The following is an 18,745-nucleotide window of genomic DNA, read 5'->3' on the forward strand; positions in this document are numbered from 1 at the left end:
GTCGGCCACCGCCCGTCCGACCCGGCCCGTGTGGAGGGAAAGAGGATGAACAAGCTGATCACTTCGGCACGGAGCCGGGCCGCGAGGGCCCTGACCAGTGCCGCGCAAACGCTCGCCCCCGCGCCCGCTGGGCCGCCGCGCCGCCATGTGCCCAGCGACCGGGTCAACCCCGACACCGTCGCCCCCGTCGCCCCGGCTGAGGGGGTGGATGGCTTCGAGATCCTGGACAAGGTCGTCGCGTTGCCGATCAGTACGTGGCGCTACCAGTGGGAGCCGGCCGGCGTGCGCCACCTCGGGCCCATGTCCCAGGATTGGAAGGCCGCCTTCGACCTCGGCGACACCGACCGGTCGATCTCCAACGTCGACGGCCACGGCGTCGCCCTCGTCTCCATTCAGGCCCTGCACCGCCTGATCATCGAACTCCGCGACGAAACCACCGCACTCCGCGCGGAAGTCACCGAACTCCGCGAACCACGGTGAATCGGGAAAGGGTCGAAGGCCCGTTCCCTTCGTGATCTCCGACGATCCCTGCCACCCGGACCCGAGGCTGGCAGGGATCGTTTGTGTGCGGGAGTCCGTGGTGGCGGGCGCTCCGCTGCTTGACTCGTCGGCACCTGCCTGTGTGTGGTGCGCTCACGGCCCTCGAGGCGGCCGGTACGCCCAGCGTGGGCGGAGCGGCCGAGCAGGTCGGCGCGCGCAACGTACTGCGGGCTGACCGTGGGCGCGGCCGGTGCGTCCCTGGCTGGCCGTCCGACCGTCGATCGCTGCGGCGTTGCCAGACCCCGTCCCTAGGGTGGTCTGCGATGGAGCTTCGATGCGTGTGTACGCCTCTGGCCGCGACTTGGATTGCTACCACGCAACCCTTTAGCGTCTCCGCTGCCCGACCAGTAGTGCAATCAACTGACATATGAGTACATGCAATTGACGTTCCATCAAGAAGCGCGGCATGCGCATCGACGACGGCCACGACATCCACAGCACCGACCACAAGCACGACCACCGCGCTGGTCACGGACGGATGTAACCGGACGCGCCCCTTCGGGCGCGGGCTGGAGGCGACCCTCGATGTGGACAGCAATCGCGTCGGCTCTGCGGCGCTGCCGGCCGCTCCCGGTCCGCCCGTCGTGGCCCCCTCGGGCCTGATCAACTGGACAATCGGGGAGGTGAACAGGCATGCGGCACCTGCCGGATTCTGAGCCGAACGTGGGCAAGGAGCGGGGCACGGCTGTGCTGGATGTGCGGGGCATGATCCGCGCCAGCCAGCAGAGCACCGTCGCCGCGGTGCTGGGGCGTCGGCGGGGCGGCCCGGTAGGGGGACCCTGAAGACATGCGGCCACCTCCTCGTTGTGCCCGACTGCCCGCACCACAAGCCCGCAGCCGAGCGGCTGCGGCGTGTACTCGAGGACATCGGGAGCAGCACCACGATCGCCACAAGGGTCATCGCCGACCAGGCCGAGGCGGAACGGATCGGCTTCATCGGCTCCCCGACCATCCTCATCGACGGCCGCGACCCCTTCCCCGAACCGGGACGCCCCGCCGGGCTGGCCTGCCGGATGTACCAGACCCCGGACGGCCCGGCCGGTTTCCCCAGCCGTGACCAGCTGCACGGGGGCCTGACCGACATCCCTCCAGGCTGACCTGCGAATCGCCCCCCGCCTAGGTAGAGAGGAGGCTGAGAAATACATGCAGGGCGCCGGGTCACCGCAGATGCCAGGGCCAGGTTGGTGAACACCTTGGCCGGCGCCGGACCGGAGACGCATGCCCCTGCGGCGAATGGTTCGATCCTGTGCGCGGCTCCGGTGGACCGGCCCTTCCGTGCGGAAGGTTGAGTGGCGGACGCAGGAAGGGGAAGCCGGATGACCTGGTTGTTCAACGTGGCGGGTGCGGTCCTGGTGCGGTTCGTCCTGCGGGACGTGTTCCACACGCTTTGGCATCCCACGCGCCACGGTGGCTTGAGTCGACTGGTCATGACCGGTCTGTGGCGGCTGTCCTCCTCGTTGACATCGCGCCGTCGGGCCTCTGGCCTGGCCGGCCCCGTGGCCATGGTTGCCGTGGTCGCGGTGTGGGCCCTTGCCGTGGTCGTGGGCTGGGCGCTGATCTACTGGCCGCACATGCCGGAAGCGTTCACCTATGCCGCCGGACTTCGGCCCGCAGACCACGCCTCATTCGTCGACGCGCTGTACATCTCCCTGGTCAATGTCTCCACCCTAGGCCTCGGCGACATTGCACCCACCGAGGGATGGCTGCGGATCCTCGCTCCTCTGGAGGCCCTCGTCGGGTTCGCCCTCCTGACCGCGACCGTCTCGTGGACCCTCGGCATCTACCCGGCACTGGCCCGCCGCCGCGCGCTGGCGCTGCGCCTGTCCCATCTCGCCCGCACGCACCCCACGACGGATCAGATCGACACGGACGCGGGGGCGGCGGTCCTCGACAGCCTGGCCGCTGGGATCTCGGTGATCTCGGTCGACTTCATGCAGTACGCCGAGTCCTACTATTTCCACGACGGCGATGACCGGACGTCCTTGGCACTCCACATCGCGTACGCCGACCACCTGGCCGACCAAGCGGCCGCTGCCCGCCATCCTGATGTCCGCCTCTCGGCCGCCGTACTCCGGGCTGCTCTGGAGGACCTCGCAGTCATCCTCGACCAGCGCTTCCTTCACACCCGTGGCGCGATGCGAACGGTCTTCGACGCATTTGCCCGCGACCACGGACGCCATGCCGGTGCCTGAGGGTGCGTCGTCCCGAGGAATGCTCCGTGCCACCCAGGGAGCACATGGCTACAGGCCCCGCTATGCAGACGATCCCCGCCACTTCCCGGAGAGTCAGTTGCTCCCCACGACGCCAGGCCAGCAACGGCAGGGCGAAGACGAGATCGGTGGCGCCACCGGCTGGACCGGAACCAGGGACCGAAAGCCAGAGCGAGGCCCAGGAACGTATACGGGGAGATCGTCGGCCCCGTCCTCGCGCCGTGCAGCTTGATCGTGCGCGGGGCAGGGAGGCGGACGAAACGACGGAACCGTTCAGTCGTGGGCCACGACGGCGACCGGTGCGGTGGAGTGATGCAGGAGCGCGTGGGTGATCGGTCCGACGTGAGGGCCGAAGGCGGAGCTGCGGATCCGGCGGCCGACGGCGAGAGGCGCCTGGAATCCGGCCTCCACGAGCTGGATCGCGGCCTGACCGATGGGCGCACGCGCCTCGACTTCGACCGACGGGAATTTGTCACGCCATGGCCTGAATAGCTCTTCCAGTGCGGCGGTGATGCCGTGGGCCATCTCCTGCAGGACACCGGGGTCGAGGGCCGGCGCGTAGCTCAGGATCGGTGGCGGAGTCCAACCGTGCAGCACGTGGAGAGCGGCTCGGCGATGGGCTGCCCCCTCGAAGGCGAAGGCGAGCAGACTGTCGCAGGGCCGACGGGTCTCCACGTCGGCCACGATGGCTCCGCGCGTGCGCAGGCCGTTGGCGGGAGCCACGGGGTTGCCGGAGGAGCGGACCACTACCACAGGATGTTCGGTCGCGGCCATGGTGGCCGAGACGACCGAACCGACGACCAACCCGGCGATGCTGCCCAGCCCGCGTGAGCCGATGACGAGCATCGTCGAGGAGCGCGCGGCGGCTGCGAGGGCCTCAGAGGGCGGTCCTCCAACCACTCGGGTGGTGATGTCCAGGAGTGGGTGCAGGCGGCGCAGCTCGGCGGACGTCTCGCGCAGCAGGTTTTCGCCCCAGTGGCTGCGTATCTCGGTGCTGGCTACAGGGAGCGGCGGCTGCTGCGGATTTCGCATCCGCGATAGTCACCGCCACTCGCTCCTGCCCGTCCACCAGGGGGAGCCTGGTGATGCCGTGCGCGGCGCGCAGCTTCGCGACATCCTGGAGGGGGCGACGGGATCCAGCTAGGCGACCGCGTCCGTCATCAGGTTTCTGACCTTGATGTGCTTCCTACGGGCACCTCCGGTCTGCCGAGCTCTCTGAGGTCGATCCGGTCTGAGGTGTGATGGATGACCCCTCGATGGCTCTCGGTGAGGAAGATTCATGGAGGCAGCTATGACGCACGGTCCTGAACTCGGCACGGTGGTGGCGGGAGTGGACGGGTCCCGGCCTGCGAAGCGGGCGGTGTTCTGGGCGGCAGCAGAGGCCGTACGGCGGGAGGGCTCCTTGCACCTTGTGCACGGCACGGACACCGACAGCCGGATGCTGTATGCATCCATGTACGCCATCGAGCGGATACGACAGGCGGGCCGGGACCTGCTCAAGGAGACCGCAGCCAAGGTCGCCGAACGCCATCCGGGACTGCACGTGTCGACCGAACTCAGCCCTCACGAACCGGTCGCCGGCCTGCATGCTGCGGCCGAGGCCTCCGACACCATCGTGGTCGGTAGCCGCGGCCTCGGCGGATTCGAGTCACTGATGCTGGGTTCGGTGGGCCTGAAGGTTGCCGCGGGCGCCAAGACGCCTGTGGTCGTGGTCCGGGGAGGCGAGAACACCGCGGAAGTGGGGATCGTGCTGGCCGCCATCCGCGACGAACACGACGTGGAGTGCGCGAGGTACGCGGCGCGTGAGGCGGAGCTGCGTAACTCGTCGCTGCGGCTGTTGCACGTCTGGAATGTGCTGGAGTCCGTGGGGGAGGTCGTGACCATGCTCGACGACGTGGACGAAGTGGTGCAGGTGCACGTACGAAGGCTGACGGCAGTGGCACACCGGGTTCGTGACGAGTTCCCGGCCCTGAACGTGCACGTGGATACCGAGAAAGGTTCATCGGTCGCTGGGGTAATGGTGGAGGCGTCACGTCATGCGGACCTGTTGGTGATGGGCGGCCGCCGCATCCCCGGATACTTCGGACCCACTTTGGGCTGGGCGACGCACAGCCTCCTGCACCACTCACACTGCCCCGTGGAACTCATTCCGCGCCATGGCAACCAGGACGACGAGGCCCGATAGGGGTGGCCATCCAGGCAGGCCGCTGCATCGGCGCCGGTGTCGAGGAACACGGTCCGCACGGCCTCCCTCGCCGAAGATCCGTGTTCCCTCCTCGAAGTTGACCTCGTGGGCCACGTTCATCAGCTGTGCACGGTGCTCCGCCGAGAGGGCGGCGGTGATCCGGATGGCACGGGCTCTCGTGTGGGTCAGGGGGCGATGCCGGTCCGCTCCGTCGCCGCCGCCCTGGACGGCCACGCTTCGGAGTCCCGTCTCATGACCCATATCGGCGGAACCCTGGTGTGCGCCATTCCTGGCCGTCGGGCAGGAGCGCGAGGGCTTCGTAGCCGTCCAGTGCTTCCACCCAGTCCCTTGCGTTGTCGCCTCTGGCGAACGCGGCCGTGGCGTACGTGTCGGTCAGGGTCAGTGCGGGTCCGACCAGGGTGAGAGAGGCGAACGCGGTCACCGGGGTGCCGGTGTGCGGGTCGAGGATATGGGCGCCGCGTTCGGCGGTGCCGGAGGTGGCGACGGCCAGGTCGTGGTCGGCGGTGATGACGGTGGCCAGCTTGCCGGGGTGCAGCGGGTGGGTGATGCCGATGCGCCAGGGGATGCCGGGGCTCGCCTGGCCGCGAAGCTGGATGTCGCCGCCGCCGTTGACGCAGGTGTGTTGCGCGCCGGCTTCGTGGAGGAGGCGCGATGCGGCTTCGGTGGCCCAGCCCTTGACGAGTCCTGAGGGGTCGAGGGTGCCCGCGGGGATGACGCTGAACCAGCCGTCGGTGACGTGGGCGGCCTGGGCGCAGAGGGACATGACTTCGTGGACTTCGGGCGGGCAGTCCGCGAGGTGGATCTCGCCGCGGTCGAGGCGGCTGATGTGGCTGTCGGGCCGGTACGTGGAGAACACGGCGTCGATCTCGTGGAGCCGGCGTACGGCCTCGGTGAGGGCGAGTTGGATGGCGGGGGTCGGCTGGTCGCGTATGTCGAAGGAGAAGACGGTGCCCATGACGTGTTCGACGTGGCGCAGGCCCCGTGCGGTGTCAGGCATGGGCCTGGTCCAGAGCGCTCTGCAAGGACTCCATGTAGCCCTGGCTGGTGTAGCTGGCTCCGGAGACGGCGTCGATCTGCGCGCTTTGGGCGCCGATGGCCTCCTCGGTCAGGCGAGGCAGGGCGTAGGAGGAGATCTGCTGGTCGCGGCCGCCCCGGTCGGGGGCTTGGAGGACCGTGATCGAGGTGATCTTTCCCTGGCTGAGGGTGGCGGCGACCTGCACGGCTCCGTAGCGGGTATCGATGGGATCCCCGGTGAATGTGCCCGACCCGGTGGACGCACCGGGGGCGGAGGTCCCGGGGGTGCGTGGTGACGAAGAGGCGGTGGGGGAACGGTGTGGCATGCCGACGAGGGTGGGCGGTTGGTGGGGTTTGAGGGCGAGCAGTGAGACGACGAGGGTGCTGATCCCGGTGGTGGCGAGGACGGCTCGGCGCATGGTGGTTCTCCTCAGAACGCGAAGGACTCGTGGTGGATGCGCCGGGCCGGGACGCCTGCCTCGCGCAGGGCATGGATCGCGGCCTGGGCCATGCCGGGCGGGCCGCAGAGGTAGACGTCGTGGGCGGCCAGGTCCGGCACCAGGGTGGTCAGGCCCCGGGCGGTGAGGGGGGAGGAGTATGCGGCCGGTTCGTCGACGATGTAGTGCACGGTGGCCCGTCGGTGGGCGGCTATCGCGTCGAGTTCGCCGCGCAGGGCGAGGTCGTCGGGGCGGCGGGCCCGGTAGACGAGGGTGACCTGGCCCGGCAGGGTTTCGAAGAGCGTGCGCAGGGGGGTGATGCCGACGCCGCCCGCGAGGAGCAGGACCTTGGGGGCGGTGCGTCGATCCGCGGTGAAGCCGCCGTACGGTCCCTCCGCCCACACTCGGGTACCGGGTGCCAGGCGGGCGAGCGCGGCGCTGTGGCCGCCGGCGGTCTTGACCGTGATGCGCAGGTGGTTCGGGTGTGCGGGGGCGGAGAGGGAGTAGGGGTTGGCGGTCCACCACAGGCCGCTGGTCAGGAAGCGCCATCGCAGGAACTGCCCCGGCAGGCCGCCCAGTTCGTCCAGGTGCTCGCCGGTGAGGTGGACGGAGACCACGCCGGGTGCCTCGGGGCGGACCGCTGCGACGCGCAGGCGGTGGCGCAGTCCGCGCCGCACCGGGACGGCGAACCGGTACCAGGTGAGCAGCGCGGCGACGCCGAGGAAGAGCGCGTACCAGGCTGCCTGTGCGGAGCGGTTGCCGACGAAGTCGGCTCCGTTGGAGAGCTGGTGGCCGAAGGTGAGGAAGACCGCCAGGTAGGTGGCGAAGTGCAGGTAGTGCCAGGTCTCGTAGCTCAGCCTGCGGCGGGCCGCGCGGGCCGAGAGGACCCCGGTGGCCAGGAACAGCAGGAACCCGGCCGTCCCCTTGAGGAGGTCGGGGTAGTGCAGGACGAGCGTGGCGGTCTGGCCCACCACGTTCGCGTGCGAGGTCAGTGAGTACCCCCAGATGATCAGCAGGGTGTGGGCGAGGGCCAGGGACACGGTGCAGCGGCCGCCCCAGGCGTGCCAGCGGGCGAGCCGGTCGGTGCCCACGGTGTGGTCCAGGAGCGGCACGCGGGCCATGAGGGCCAGCAGGACCGCGCAGGCGTAGCCCGCCAGGAGTCCGGTGATGCGTCCTGCCCCCGTGAGCCAGCCCGCCGGGCCGACGACCGAGGTCGTGTCGCTCCACCACAGGACGAGCACCCCGGCGGCGCCCGCCCAGATGGCCAGCTGGGCCAGGAAGGGCACGGCATTGCGGTACGGGTGCCGGCGGCGCGTCCCGCGGCTCGCGCGGGTGCCGGTGAACGTGGTGGTCATGGCTCCTCCGGGTGGGCACTCGCTCCGGTGATGGGCGGCCAGCCTCACAGCCCAACCTTTGAGTACCTTCTGAATCGGCCCCGCCGACCCTGCTCAGCGCGGATTCAGAGGAAACTCAAAGATTCGCTGCGCCCTGCCCCGGCCCTGGCCGGGGGATCCTGAAGGAACCATGAACGAGCCTCGCACCACTTCGCTCCTGCACCGCCCCGACGGTGAGCCCGTGCGGATCCTCGTCGTCGACGACGAACCCGACGTCACCGACGTCCTGGCCGGGGTCATGACCGCCGAGGGCTGGCAGGTGCGCACCGCTGCCGACGGCGCGACCGCACTCGCTACCGCCCGCGCCTTCCGGCCCGACGCAGTGGTCCTTGACTGGATGCTCCCCGACCTCGACGGCCTCCAGGTCCTGCGCGGCCTGCGCCGGGAGGAGCCCCGCGTGTGCGTGCTGTTCCTGACCGCCCGCGACGCGGTCGAGGACCGCATCGCCGGTATCACCGCGGGCGGCGACGACTACGTCACCAAGCCCTACAGCCTGGAAGAAGTACTGGCCCGGATGCGCGGGCTGCTCCGGCGCGCCGGCATGACCGCCGAGCCGGGCACGCACCTGCTCACCGTCGGGGACCTCACCATGGACGAGGAAGCCAGGGAGGTCAGGCGCGGCGGAGCCGTCGTCGACCTGTCCCGGACCGAGTTCGAACTCCTGCGCTTCCTCATGCGCAACCCGCGCCGGGTCCTGTCCAAGGGCCAGATCCTCGACCGGGTCTGGGCCTACGACTTCGGCGGCCGCGCCCATGTCGTCGAGCTCTACATCAGTTACCTGCGCAAGAAGATCGACGCCGGACGCAGCCCGATGATCCACACCGTGCGCGGCGTCGGCTACGTCCTCAAGCCGGACACCCCGTGAGGCGCCCGGTACCCCGCACCCTGCGCGGCCAGCTCACCGCCGGGCTCGTCACCCTGCTCGCCCTCGCCTGCCTCGCCGTCGGCATCACCACCGCCCTCGCCCTGCGCGGCTTCCTCATGAACCGTCTGGACGAACAACTCGCCGCCTCCGGAGGCCGTTTCGCCGCCAGCCTGGAACACGAGGCCAAGCCCGACGCCGACAACCGCCCCGACACACGGGGCCAGGCCGAGGCGACCTTCGGCGCCCGGCTCCTGAACGGAACGCTCACCCAGGCCGCCGTCGTCGATCAGGCGACCGACCGCTCCCTCCGGCTCACCGCCGGGGACCGGCACACCCTGGCAGGGGTCCCCACCGACGGACACGGACACAGCATCCGTCTCTCCACTCTGGGCAAGTACCGCGTCACGGCCGTCGAGGGCGACGACCAGGACGTCCTGATCACCGGCCTGCCGCTGCACCCGGTGGAGGAGACCGTCCACCGCCTCGAAGCGGTCGAAGCCGCCCTGTTCGGCGCCGCGCTGGTGGCCACCGGCATCGCGGGAGCCCTGTGGGTACGGATCTCCCTGCGCCCCCTCCAACAGGTCACCGCCCAGGCCGCCGAGGTCGCGAGGTTGCCGCTGGCCAGTGGCGAGGTCGCCATGCCTGGACCGCTACCCGACACCGACCCCCATACCGAGGTCGGCCAGGTCGGCACCGCACTGAACCACATGCTCGGCCACGTCGAGGACGCCCTCACCCGACGCCAGGCGAGCGAAGAGCGGCTGCGTCACTTCGCCGCCGATGCCAGCCACGAACTGCGCACTCCGGTCGCCAACATCCGCGGTCACGCCGAACTCGCCCTGCGCCACCACGGCCCCGTGCCGGTCGAAGTCCGCCACGCCCTGGAACGCATCGACGGCGAGTCCCAGCGCATGACCCGCCTCGTCGACGACCTGCTGCTGCTCGCGCGCCTGGACGCCGGACGCCCCCTCGAGCACGAGCCGGTCGATGTGACCTTGCTGATCCTGAACGCGACGGACGACGCCCGCGCCGCCGGCCCCGGCCACCGCTGGCTCCTTGACCTCCCCGAAGAACCCGTCACCGTCACCGGCGACGCCCACCGCCTCCAGCAGGCCATCGCCAATCTCCTCGCCAACGCCCGCACCCACACCCCTCCCGGCACCGAGGTGACCATCACTCTCACCACCGATCGGACCGGCGTCTGCATTGACGTGAGCGACAACGGACCAGGCATCCCCGAAGGCCTCCAGTCCGAGGTCTTCGGCCGGTTCGTCCGCGCGGACCACGCCCGCTCCCGCAGCACCGGAAGCACCGGCCTCGGCCTCGCCATCGTCCACGCCGTCCTCACCGCCCACGGCGGAACCGCAACCGTCACCAGCAGCCCAGGACACACCGACTTCCGCCTCACCATCCCCGGCTGAGCCTCTGGCCCGGGTGTTCCGCCGAGTTGCGGCACGCGGAGGGCACAGCGGGAAGGAGAGGTCTAGACAATAAAGAAGGCCCAGGTCGGTGACCTGGGCCTTCTTGCAAGAGCGGATGACGGGAATCGAACCCGCGCTATGAGCTTGAAAGCTCAAAGTCCGCCGAATCGATGAGCAGGGGCCCGCGGAGACCTGGCAGGCCCAGGTGGCTCGTAGGACCGCCTGGGCGAGGTGTGGACCATCCGGCCCCTCCCAGGAGGTGGGCGGGTGTCTACGCTGGTGATGGCCCGCGAAGAGGTCCCGCCGGTCCGTGAGGCCGAGTCCGCCGACACAAGGCGGCCATCACCGCGGCCGTCATGGACGCGGAATCCGGGGAATCCCGTACCTCTCTGCGGTGAGCGAACTCCGTGCCCTTGCCGCCAGGCGTGATCGACGACGCGGCTGACGGTTCCAGGGACTGCGACGTTGGAGGAGCCGTGAGGGCGACATTCACACTGGGACGGATCGCAGGGGTACGGGTCGGGGTGCACTGGAGCATCCTGATCATCTTCACCCTCATCGCGCTGGGGCTGGCCGAGGGACGGTTGCCGGACGCGTATCCGGGGCGTTCCTGGTGGAGCTACTGGCTGATCGGGCTGATCACCGCCGCCGTGTTCTTCGCCTCCCTGCTCGCGCACGAGTTGGCGCACGCCGTCGTGGCCCGTCGCAACAACGTTGCGGTGGACGACATCGTGCTGTGGCTCCTGGGCGGCGTGGCCAGGCTCAGGTCAGAAGCGTCCACGCCCGCCGCGGAACTGCGCATCGCGGGCGTGGGGCCGCTGGTGAGCCTGTGCCTGGGCGGGTGCTTCGCGTTGGCCGCATGGCTGGTCGACAGCGCCGTCGGGCCGGGGCTGGCCAGTGAGGCGTTGGTCTGGCTGGCGGTGATCAACCTGTTGCTGGCCGTGTTCAACTCCGTGCCGGCCGCTCCGCTGGACGGCGGACGGCTCCTGCGCGCGTTCCTGTGGTGGCGGACCGGGGACCGGGCGCGGGCGACCGCCGGAGCGGCGGCGGCGGGCCGCGGGTTCGGCTGGTTCCTTCTCCTGGTGGGTCTGCTGCTGTTCGCGCGGGGCGATGTGGTCGGTGGGCTGTGGCTGGCGATGATCGCCTGGTTCCTGATCGCCGCGGCGACCGCAGAGGGGCAGCAGGCAGAACTTCGGGCCGTGCTCCGCGGTGTCCCGGTGCGCCAGACCATGACGTTCGCGCCGGTCACCGTGCCCGCCGGGCTGAGTGTCGCGGCGTTTCTGGTCGATCCTCGATATCGCTACCGCCATTCCGCTTTCCCCGTCACCGGAGACGACGGTCACTCTCCGGAGGGACTGGTGACTCTCAAGACAGCAGGGCGGGTGCCCGAGGAGCAACGTGAGGCGGTGAGAGTTCGGGAGGTGATGATCCCGTTGTCACAGGTCGTCGTCGTCGGCCCGGACGATCAGCTGGTCGAACTCCTTCCGCGGATGTCGGCCGCGGCCGGGCAGCGCGCTCTCGTCGTCGACGAGGGCGGCACGGTCGTGGGCATCGTCGCGTCCTCCGACATCAGCCGCACGATGTCGTGGCTGATGACCGCCACGCCGCAGGGCCACCGCCACTCCGGCAGCGGCCCAGCCGACACAACCTGACAGGCAGTGCCTCGATGTCGGCCCGTGGACCGGCCTGGGGCAGTTGGGCCCGGTGGTTCCCTCGAAGGACCCGATGGTCTCAAGCCGCCGACTGGTCGCTCACCTGCTACGCCAGGCGGCTCGCCGGCAGACCCCAGAACTATCGATAGGAGGAGATCGTGACGGCGCATGCGACCCCACGCAAGGAACTCGTGGCAGCCCACGATGAACCAGTTGGTCCTGGCCCGAGCGGCACGCTGCCCACGCGCACGACGTTGACGCCTCCTCCCCGGGAACAGGGCAGGGCCCAACCCGGGCTGCGTCCCGTACACACGATCCGGGTGCCTGATCTCTTCGGCTGATCCGGTCCCTTCGGGAAGCGGAGTGCCGTGTCCGGCTACGGCCGCCCACGGTGCCGACGAGCCCTGCCGCCTTCCGGCATTGCGCGCGGTCCAATGTGCCCGGCAGGGGCCTAATGGTCCACATTCCTGCCGGACGGGGGAACAAGAACCGTAGCGTCGGCCGTATGCGGACCACCCTTCGAGAAGGGCCTACGGCAGGCCCCGGGGAGTCCCTCGGTGCCGGGCCGTCACCTTCACTGCCGTGGCCGCCTGGTACTTCCAACGTATGACCTCGGTCAGGCTGTTCGTGACAGAGAAGAGTGAAGGGATCCGGTTGGGACAGACTGGTTGTATGGGACCTGTGCACGCCATCGAATTCAGCGGGTTGACCAAGAAATACGGGCGTGTGGTCGGCGTGGAAGGACTGACCCTGACTGTGCAGGCGGGGGAGGTGTTCGGGTTCCTCGGGCCGAACGGGGCCGGCAAGGTGAGTACTCCCGGGGCATGAAACAGAAGATCGGACTGGTGCAGGCGCTGCAGCACGATCCGCAGTTGGTCGTGCTGGATGAGCCGACCGAGGGACTGGATCCCTTGGTGCAGGAGACGTTCTTCGAGCTGCTGAGGGAGGCCGAGACAGGCGGGCGGACCGTGTTGCTGTCCAGTCATGTACTGCCTGAGGTCCAGCGAGCCTGCGGGCGCGTCGCGATCGTGCGGGACGGGCGGCTGGTCACCGTCGAACGCGTGGCGGCTCTGCGCGACGCCCGGGCCCGGAGGATCCGGCTCGCCTTCGGTGATGGTGCGGGCCCTCGGCCCTTGGGGCGTGCCGACCAGTGGTCACCGCGGTGGGACGGCGACCGGGTGGAACTGCTCGTACCGCCCAGTGCGGTGGTGGGCGCGCTGAGGGGGCTGCTGGAGCTGGCGGTGGTCGACCTGACCGTGGAGGAGGCCGGGCTGGACGAGGCGTTCCTGGACCTCTACCGGGAGAGCGACGAGGGGGAGGGGCCGTGAAGGCTCGGTGGCCTCTGTTGTGGCTGGCACTGCACCGGCGTCGGCGGATGCTGGTGGCCCTGGTGGTGGGGATGGTGGTCTTCGAAGGGCTGATCGTCGTCGTGGCCAATACGATCCCGCCGGGGCAGCTGTTCTCCGGGAACGGGAAGGGGCCGCCGTCGGCGTACCGGGCCTTCAGCGGGTCGAGCGGCGACGTGTCGCTCGCGAGTTATCCGGGCCTGCTGGGAGCCGGACTGGTACATCCGTTCTGGATCGCCATGCAGCTCACCGCCATTGGTTCGCTCGCCGCTGCGGCCGTCGCCGCCGATGTGGAGTCGGGGACGATCGAGCTGCTCATGGTGCGCCCGGTGTCACGGCTCCGCCTGCTGGCCGAACGCACGGTGGCGCTGGGACTTGCCGCGCTCGCCCTGAACGCGGCGGCCACGCTGACGGTGGCGGCCGGCGTTGTGCTGTCGCCCGACATCCACCAGCAGGTATCGCTCGGCGGAGTGTTCGCCGCCGGGGTGATGGGCTGCGGCTTTGCGTTGTGCCTGATGGGACCGGCTCTTGCCGTGTCGGCGTGGGGCCGCAGGCGGGCCCAGGTGGTCGGGGCCACCATCGCGATCGGGGCAGTGGGCTTTGCCCTGAATTTCATCGCCCTGGCGTGGTCGAAGGCAGCGCCGCTGCGCTTCATCAGCCCGTTCCACTACTACACACCCGGTGACGCGCTCGCCCAAGGACATGTGCTCTGGCCGCAATTGGGAGTTCTCGCAGGCGTCGGAGTGCTCGGACTCTTCGCGGCGCATACGTTGCTGATGGGGCGGGATCTGGCTCCTTAGGCTCCGTCATCCGAGGCGGACTCAAGCACTTCCAGGCGATTGCGCACGCTGACGACTCCCTCGACGGCCTGAGCGAGGCGCGTGGCCACGGGGATGCGGTGTGCGTCGCGTACCTGGCCGGTGAGCGTGACGATCCCGTGCGTGACGCCGACCTTGACTGCCCTCCGCGAGACGGGGAAGAGCTGCTCGATGACTTCGTGGCGGATCTCGGCGGCGAGTTCGTCGTCGGTGCGCAGGAAGACCTTGAGGAGGTCGGCTCGGCTGACGATGCCCTTGAGGGTGCCGTCGGCGTCGACGACTGGGAGGCGCTTGATGCGGCGCTCAGCCATCAGGCGGGCGGCCTGGGGGAGTGTGGCCTCGGGGCGGATGGTGACAGCTGGACTGGTCATCAGTTCCTCGGCACGGACGGAACCGGCCTTGGACGTGTCGCCGAGGCGGCGCATCTGCTCGATGAGGCCCGGCCGGTGTTCGTGGAACTCCTCCTTCGGGAGGAGGTCGGCTTCGGAGACGACGCCGACGACACGGCCTTCTCCCTCTACGACGGGGACCGCGGTGACCTGCCAACGCTCCATTGCAGCGACGATCTCCTTGAAGTCGGTGGTGGGGGCGACGGTGGTGACGGGCTTGGTCATGACGTCGTTGACGGTGTACGGGGTGGAGGTCATGGCTGGTCCTTAGCGGGCGTAGGCGAGCGGTTGACCGCTGCCGTGGCGGCGAACAGGTCGAGGGTCCGCATGCGTGCGGAGGAGAGGCGCTGTGCTGCAACGGCCGCGACGGTGATCGAGGCGGCGCGTCCGATCATGGAGTCCTGTACCCAACGGGAGTGAGCGAGCAGAGCCTCGCGGGTCTCCGATGCCGTGCCGTTCAGGAGAGTCCTCATGGTGGTCATGGCGTATCTCCGGCCTTTCCCACAGACTCACACCGGTTACAAGGCTCCGGAAGGGCCTCGCGGGACCGGCCTTGGGACCCATGCGGCCCAGGTCAGCGGACCAGGACGGCCTCCCCGGACTTGGGTACGACGGCCGTCCAGCCCAGCTCGCGGTCGATCCGGTCCCGAAGCGTCTCGGCGGCGGCCTCCTCGCCGTGGACCAGGTAGGTGGTGTGGGGAGCGGGCGCGTCGCGTAGCCAGTCGATGATCTGGCCGGCGTCGGCGTGGGCCGAGAAGTGCGGCACGTCGGCGATCTCGGCCCGTACGGGGATGTACTCGCCGAACATCTTGAGCGTGCGGGCGCCGTCCACCAGGTCGCGGGCGCGGGTGCCGGCGGCGGCGAACCCGACGATGACCACGGCGCTGCGCGGGTCGGGGAGGACCCTGCTCAGGTGGTGCAGCACACGCCCGCCCGTCGCCATGCCTGCGGAGGAGACGATGACGGCCGGACCTTCGGCGTTGTTGATGTCGATGGATTCCTGCACCGTGCGGGCGGCCAGGAAGGGGTCCGGGCTGATCGCCTGCTCGCCCCGCGCCAAGGCCTCCGGCCGCAGCTCGGGTGAGCGGGAACGGAGGGCTTCGCGGTAGACGTCCAGAGCCGCGAGGGCCATGGGGCTGTCCACGTACACGGGGACGTTCCGCGGCAGGACGCCATCGCGGCGCAGGCCGGCGAGCTCGTGGAGCACCACCTCGGTGCGGTCGATCGCGAAGGCCGGGATCACGACGGTTCCACCCCGCGCGAGGGCTCGGGTGATAACGGAGGCGAACTCCCGCTGAGCGGTCTCGTGATCGTGGTGCCGGTCCCCGTACGTGGACTCCATCAACAGCACGTCGGCACCGGAGAACGGTTCCGGCGGCAGGAGCAGGGGGTGTCCGGGACGCCCGAGGTCGCCGCTGGCCGCGAGCGTGTGGCCGTCCTCCAGCGTGAGGTGAACCCAGGCGGAACCGAGGATGTGGCCGCCGTGGTGCAGTTTCAGCTTCGTCCCGGCCATGATCTCGATCTCTTCGCCCACCGGCACGGGGTCGAAGTACTTGATCGTCTGGTCCACGTCGTTGTCGTCGTAGAGGGGAGCGGCGGGCCGGTGTTTGGACCAGCCGTGCTCGTTGGCGTGACGGGCTGCTTCCATCTGCAGTTTCGCGCTGTCCCGCAGGACGATCTCGGCGAGGCGGGCGGTGTAAGCACTGGTCAGAATGGGTCCCCGGAAGCCGTGCCGGACCAGGCGCGGCAGGTAGCCGCAGTGGTCCAGGTGGGCGTGGGTGACGACCACGGCGTGGATGTCGGCGGCGTCGCAGGCCAGCTTCTCCCAGTTGCGTCGTCGCAGGTCCGCGAAACCCTGGAAGAGTCCGCAGTCGACGAGGATCCGGGCGTGGTCGCTCTCGATCAGGAACTTGCTGCCGGTCACGGTCCGTACGCCCCCGAGGAAGCGCAGCAGAGCTGGGCGGGAGGGTGAGGGCACGGGTGTCGGGGCTGTCTCGGCCATGGCGGCAGCCCTCCTTTCGAGGCGAGTACCGGTCTTCACCATCGCATTTGCCGTAGGGGGCGGCGAGGGGGCCGACAGGGTCCAGGACGGGACCGAACGGCCCATGCGCCCGAAACGGAGGTCGGGCCAACCTGGCACTGTCCCCCACTGGACGAGCGACAGGAAGCAGGGCGAAGCCATGAAGGCACTCGTCTTCCACGGCCCGGGGCAGACCGCCTGGCAGGAAGTCCCGGACCCCTCCATCAAGGACGCCGCCGACGCGATCGTCCGGGTCGACGCCGTGACCATCTGCGGCACCGACCTGCACATCATCAAGGGCGACGTGCCCGAGGTCACGCCCGGCCGAGTACTGGGCCACGAGGCCGTCGGGACCGTGGTGGAGACCGGCGGCGACGTCCGCACCGTCCGCCCCGGGGACCGGGTCCTCATCTCCTGCATCTCCTCGTGCGGCCGGTGCCGCTTCTGCCGCGAAGGCCACTACGGGCAGTGCCGCGGAGGCGGCGGCTGGGTGCTCGGCCACACCATCGACGGCACCCAGGCCGAGTACGTACGGGTCCCCTTCGCCGATCTCTCCGTGCACCCGCTTCCGAGCGCCGTGGACAGCCAGGACGCTGTGCTGCTGGCTGACATCTTCCCCACCTCGTACGAGGTCGGCGTGCTCAACGGGAACGTGCAGCCGGGCGACACGGTCGTGGTGGTCGGAGCGGGCCCGATCGGCCTCGCGGCGATCGCCACCGCCGGTCTGTACAGCCCCGGGCGGATCGTCGCCGTAGACCTCGCGGACTCGAGGCTGGCGGCGGCCCGCGCACTCGGCGCGGACACGACCGCCAGCGCGACCGAGGAACCGGAACAGTTGGTCGCCGACCTCACCGACGGGCTCGGCGCCGACGTGGTCATCGAAGCCGTCGGCGTTCCGGAAGCCTTCGAAATGTGCACGCGCATGGTGCGCCCCGGCGGCCGGGTCGCCAACATAGGCGTGCACGGTAAGCCTGCCACCCTGCACCTCGAAGACCTGTGGATCAAGGACATCACCATCACCACAGGGCTGGTCGACACCTACTCCACGCCGATGCTGCTCCGGATGATGGCGGCCGGCCGCCTGCCCGGGAGCGCGCTGGTCACCCATCGCTTCGAGCTGGGACAGATGGAAGAGGCATACGACGTGTTCTCCCGCGCCGGCGACACGGGGGCACTGAAGGTGGTGCTGGGTGGCCCCCGGCACGACGTGGTCGCCGAGGCGACCCAACGCGAAGCCGAGAGGACGTGGTGGTCATGAGCAGGAACAAGTCCGGACCCGCCTCCACCGAGGTGCCCGCCGGTCGCACCGACCTGGGGCGCCGGATCGCCGCGCGCCGCCAGGAACTCGGCCTCACCAGGGAACAGGTGGGCAAGCGCTGCGGGGCCGACGCCACGTACGTCGCCTACCTGGAAGAACACGCCGCGGCCCCCGCCATCGGCTCCCTCGCCCGCATCGCCGACGCGCTGGGAACGACCGTGGCGGAACTGACCGGTGCGACCACCGAGTATCCGCCCGGGCGGGGTACTGCTCTGCGGAACGCGGAACTGATGGCGCTCACCGACGCCGAGTGCCGACGCCTGCTGTCCACCCACGGCGTCGGCAGAGTCGCGGTCTTCACTCCCGAGGGACCCGCGATCTTCCCCGTCAACTACGTCATGGCCGGCAGCGAGATCGCGTTCCGCACGTCTGAAGAGGCGGTTCTCGCGCGGGCCGCGGGGACGGAGGTGGCCTTCGAGGTCGACCACATCGACGACGCCATGAAACAAGGCTGGAGCGTCATGGCCGTGGGCGAGGCCGAAGCCGTCACCGATGCGGCGGGCAAGCAGCATCTCGACGCCGTTGCGCGCTCGATGCCCTGGGCCGGAGGCAAGCGCACCCACTGGATGAAGATCACACCGATCCGGATCACCGGACGCCGCGTAGTGCACTGGTGAGCACACTCCGCGCGGTCATCTTTGACACCGACGGGGTGCCCCTGGGCGGCGATCACACAGCGGGCCGCGGTGGCACACCTGGGTGAGCAAGTACGTCTGGACGAGGTGGGCCTGCGGCAGCGGTGCGGTGACCTCCAGCAGGGGCTGCCGCACGTCAGCCGAAGTGATACGGAACCGGCAAAGGTAGTCCAGGGCCGGTTCGAGGCCCGCAGCGGCGAGGAACCCACGACCTGGCGGTGGATCCCGGACGAACAGGCTGAAGGTGGCCGGGGCGCGCATACCCTCACGCAGGTATGACATCGCCATTGTGACCTCGTACAGGTCGGTGGTCGTCGCCTCGGTCGTACCCCCCAGCCTGACCGCGTCCCGCTGCCGCAGCATGGGCCCTTTGGGCCCTCGTTTGCCCCACGCGGCCCTGTCCGCGGCCCGGTCCGATGGACTCCCCTGGAAGGGAGCTCCGTCCGCCTGGAGCCGCCGGTCGGAGAGGTGTCCCATGAG

At 69.8% G+C, this 18,745-nt stretch carries 19 protein-coding genes and 1 pseudogene; 12 read left to right on the forward strand and 8 right to left on the reverse strand.

Going from position 1 to position 18,745, the window contains the following annotated elements; all coding sequences use genetic code 11:
- The first annotated feature begins 45 nt into the window (after positions 1-45).
- From OG490_RS36940 to OG490_RS36950, 3 genes are all read left to right on the forward strand, one after another.
- Positions 46-480, forward strand: a complete 435-nt coding sequence (locus OG490_RS36940) for a tail fiber domain-containing protein (RefSeq protein ID WP_330300639.1) — start codon at positions 46-48, stop codon at positions 478-480.
- A gap of 866 nt (positions 481-1,346) precedes the next feature.
- Positions 1,347-1,637, forward strand: coding sequence for a hypothetical protein (locus OG490_RS36945; protein WP_330300640.1), 291 nt, complete (start codon positions 1,347-1,349; stop codon positions 1,635-1,637).
- Positions 1,638-1,856: 219 nt separating this feature from the next.
- Entirely contained in the window at positions 1,857-2,732 is an 876-nt protein-coding gene (locus OG490_RS36950) for a potassium channel family protein (RefSeq protein WP_330300641.1), read from the forward strand.
- 291 nt (positions 2,733-3,023) lie between these two features.
- Here OG490_RS36950 and OG490_RS36955 read toward each other — a convergent pair whose 3' ends face one another.
- Entirely contained in the window at positions 3,024-3,782 is a 759-nt protein-coding gene (locus tag OG490_RS36955; RefSeq protein ID WP_330300642.1) for a universal stress protein, read from the reverse strand.
- Between the two features lie 259 nt (positions 3,783-4,041).
- On the opposite strand from OG490_RS36955, the gene OG490_RS36960 reads away from it, so the two are divergent.
- On the forward strand, positions 4,042-4,935 hold the full coding sequence (locus tag OG490_RS36960; protein WP_330300643.1) for a universal stress protein: 894 nt from the start codon (positions 4,042-4,044) through the stop codon (positions 4,933-4,935).
- Positions 4,936-5,185: 250 nt separating this feature from the next.
- Here OG490_RS36960 and OG490_RS36970 read toward each other — a convergent pair whose 3' ends face one another.
- The 3 genes from OG490_RS36970 to OG490_RS36980 are packed head-to-tail and all read right to left on the reverse strand — an operon-like array spanning position 5,186 to position 7,762.
- Positions 5,186-5,953, reverse strand: coding sequence for an FAD:protein FMN transferase (locus tag OG490_RS36970; RefSeq protein ID WP_330300644.1), 768 nt, complete (start codon positions 5,951-5,953; stop codon positions 5,186-5,188).
- On the reverse strand, positions 5,946-6,389 hold the full coding sequence (locus OG490_RS36975; RefSeq protein WP_330300645.1) for an FMN-binding protein: 444 nt from the start codon (positions 6,387-6,389) through the stop codon (positions 5,946-5,948). The genes OG490_RS36970 and OG490_RS36975 overlap by 8 nt, the downstream gene beginning before the upstream one ends.
- 11 nt (positions 6,390-6,400) lie before the next feature.
- Entirely contained in the window at positions 6,401-7,762 is a 1,362-nt protein-coding gene (locus tag OG490_RS36980; RefSeq protein WP_330300646.1) for a ferredoxin reductase family protein, read from the reverse strand.
- A 169-nt stretch (positions 7,763-7,931) separates the two neighbouring features.
- On the opposite strand from OG490_RS36980, the gene OG490_RS36985 reads away from it, so the two are divergent.
- From OG490_RS36985 to OG490_RS37010, 6 genes are all read left to right on the forward strand, one after another.
- Positions 7,932-8,666 (forward strand): response regulator transcription factor, encoded by a 735-nt coding sequence (locus OG490_RS36985; protein ID WP_330300647.1) that lies wholly within the window; start codon positions 7,932-7,934, stop codon positions 8,664-8,666.
- On the forward strand, positions 8,663-10,087 hold the full coding sequence (locus tag OG490_RS36990; RefSeq protein ID WP_330300648.1) for a HAMP domain-containing sensor histidine kinase: 1,425 nt from the start codon (positions 8,663-8,665) through the stop codon (positions 10,085-10,087). Before OG490_RS36985 ends, OG490_RS36990 begins: the two co-directional genes overlap by 4 nt.
- A gap of 524 nt (positions 10,088-10,611) precedes the next feature.
- Positions 10,612-11,739 carry a site-2 protease family protein gene (locus OG490_RS36995; protein WP_330300649.1) on the forward strand — a complete coding sequence of 376 codons (1,128 nt, stop codon included), beginning with the start codon at positions 10,612-10,614 and terminating at the stop codon, positions 11,737-11,739.
- Positions 11,740-12,321: 582 nt separating this feature from the next.
- Positions 12,322-12,567, forward strand: coding sequence for a hypothetical protein (locus OG490_RS37000; RefSeq protein WP_330300650.1), 246 nt, complete (start codon positions 12,322-12,324; stop codon positions 12,565-12,567).
- Positions 12,564-13,067, forward strand: a complete 504-nt coding sequence (locus tag OG490_RS37005) for an AAA family ATPase (RefSeq protein WP_330300651.1) — start codon at positions 12,564-12,566, stop codon at positions 13,065-13,067. The genes OG490_RS37000 and OG490_RS37005 overlap by 4 nt, the downstream gene beginning before the upstream one ends.
- 47 nt (positions 13,068-13,114) lie before the next feature.
- A complete protein-coding gene (locus OG490_RS37010) occupies positions 13,115-13,885 on the forward strand; it encodes an ABC transporter permease subunit (protein ID WP_330300652.1) in 771 nt (256 codons plus the stop codon).
- Here the strand turns inward: OG490_RS37010 and OG490_RS37015 are convergent.
- The 3 genes from OG490_RS37015 to OG490_RS37025 all read right to left on the reverse strand — a co-directional run bounded on the left by OG490_RS37015 (position 13,882) and on the right by OG490_RS37025 (position 16,294).
- Positions 13,882-14,550, reverse strand: coding sequence for a CBS domain-containing protein (locus tag OG490_RS37015; RefSeq protein WP_330300653.1), 669 nt, complete (start codon positions 14,548-14,550; stop codon positions 13,882-13,884). The two genes, OG490_RS37010 and OG490_RS37015, sit on opposite strands and share 4 nt — an antisense overlap.
- Complete coding sequence (locus tag OG490_RS37020; protein ID WP_330300654.1) at positions 14,547-14,774, reverse strand: hypothetical protein; 228 nt, start codon at positions 14,772-14,774, stop codon at positions 14,547-14,549. The genes OG490_RS37015 and OG490_RS37020 overlap by 4 nt, the downstream gene beginning before the upstream one ends.
- A gap of 92 nt (positions 14,775-14,866) precedes the next feature.
- Positions 14,867-16,294, reverse strand: a complete 1,428-nt coding sequence (locus OG490_RS37025; protein ID WP_330300655.1) for an MBL fold metallo-hydrolase — start codon at positions 16,292-16,294, stop codon at positions 14,867-14,869.
- 178 nt (positions 16,295-16,472) lie between these two features.
- Between OG490_RS37025 and OG490_RS37030 the strand changes: the two genes are divergently transcribed.
- Both OG490_RS37030 and OG490_RS37035 read left to right on the forward strand, forming a co-directional pair.
- The gene (locus tag OG490_RS37030; protein WP_330300656.1) at positions 16,473-17,570 is read left to right on the forward strand and encodes a zinc-dependent alcohol dehydrogenase family protein; all 1,098 of its coding nucleotides are present in this window, start codon (positions 16,473-16,475) and stop codon (positions 17,568-17,570) included.
- Complete coding sequence (locus tag OG490_RS37035) at positions 17,567-18,247, forward strand: helix-turn-helix domain-containing protein (protein WP_330300657.1); 681 nt, start codon at positions 17,567-17,569, stop codon at positions 18,245-18,247. The genes OG490_RS37030 and OG490_RS37035 overlap by 4 nt, the downstream gene beginning before the upstream one ends.
- A gap of 29 nt (positions 18,248-18,276) precedes the next feature.
- On the opposite strand, the pseudogene OG490_RS37040 reads toward OG490_RS37035, so the two are convergent.
- Positions 18,277-18,628 (reverse strand): annotated as a pseudogene (locus OG490_RS37040) (hypothetical protein); the annotation flags it as partial.
- Between the last annotated feature and the right edge of the window lie 117 nt (positions 18,629-18,745).

The sequence above is a fragment of the Streptomyces sp. NBC_00503 genome (assembly GCF_036346895.1).
In the GTDB taxonomy this organism is placed as follows: Bacteria; Actinomycetota; Actinomycetes; order Streptomycetales; family Streptomycetaceae; genus Streptomyces.

Excerpts from the sequence above, each read along its gene's own strand:
- OG490_RS36940 (WP_330300639.1), top strand. The coding sequence starts at position 46 with ATGAACAAGCTGATCACTTCGGCACGGAGCCGGGCCGCGAGGGCCCTG.
- OG490_RS36950 (WP_330300641.1), top strand. The coding sequence starts at position 1,857 with ATGACCTGGTTGTTCAACGTGGCGGGTGCGGTCCTGGTGCGGTTCGTC.
- OG490_RS36955 (WP_330300642.1), bottom strand. The coding sequence starts at position 3,782 with ATGCGAAATCCGCAGCAGCCGCCGCTCCCTGTAGCCAGCACCGAGATA.
- OG490_RS36960 (WP_330300643.1), top strand. The coding sequence starts at position 4,042 with ATGACGCACGGTCCTGAACTCGGCACGGTGGTGGCGGGAGTGGACGGG.
- OG490_RS36970 (WP_330300644.1), bottom strand. The coding sequence starts at position 5,953 with ATGCCTGACACCGCACGGGGCCTGCGCCACGTCGAACACGTCATGGGC.
- OG490_RS36975 (WP_330300645.1), bottom strand. The coding sequence starts at position 6,389 with ATGCGCCGAGCCGTCCTCGCCACCACCGGGATCAGCACCCTCGTCGTC.
- OG490_RS36980 (WP_330300646.1), bottom strand. The coding sequence starts at position 7,762 with ATGACCACCACGTTCACCGGCACCCGCGCGAGCCGCGGGACGCGCCGC.
- OG490_RS36985 (WP_330300647.1), top strand. The coding sequence starts at position 7,932 with ATGAACGAGCCTCGCACCACTTCGCTCCTGCACCGCCCCGACGGTGAG.
- OG490_RS37005 (WP_330300651.1), top strand. The coding sequence starts at position 12,564 with ATGAAACAGAAGATCGGACTGGTGCAGGCGCTGCAGCACGATCCGCAG.
- OG490_RS37010 (WP_330300652.1), top strand. The coding sequence starts at position 13,115 with ATGCTGGTGGCCCTGGTGGTGGGGATGGTGGTCTTCGAAGGGCTGATC.
- OG490_RS37015 (WP_330300653.1), bottom strand. The coding sequence starts at position 14,550 with ATGACCTCCACCCCGTACACCGTCAACGACGTCATGACCAAGCCCGTC.
- OG490_RS37020 (WP_330300654.1), bottom strand. The coding sequence starts at position 14,774 with ATGACCACCATGAGGACTCTCCTGAACGGCACGGCATCGGAGACCCGC.
- OG490_RS37025 (WP_330300655.1), bottom strand. The coding sequence starts at position 16,294 with ATGGCCGAGACAGCCCCGACACCCGTGCCCTCACCCTCCCGCCCAGCT.
- OG490_RS37030 (WP_330300656.1), top strand. The coding sequence starts at position 16,473 with ATGAAGGCACTCGTCTTCCACGGCCCGGGGCAGACCGCCTGGCAGGAA.
- OG490_RS37035 (WP_330300657.1), top strand. The coding sequence starts at position 17,567 with ATGAGCAGGAACAAGTCCGGACCCGCCTCCACCGAGGTGCCCGCCGGT.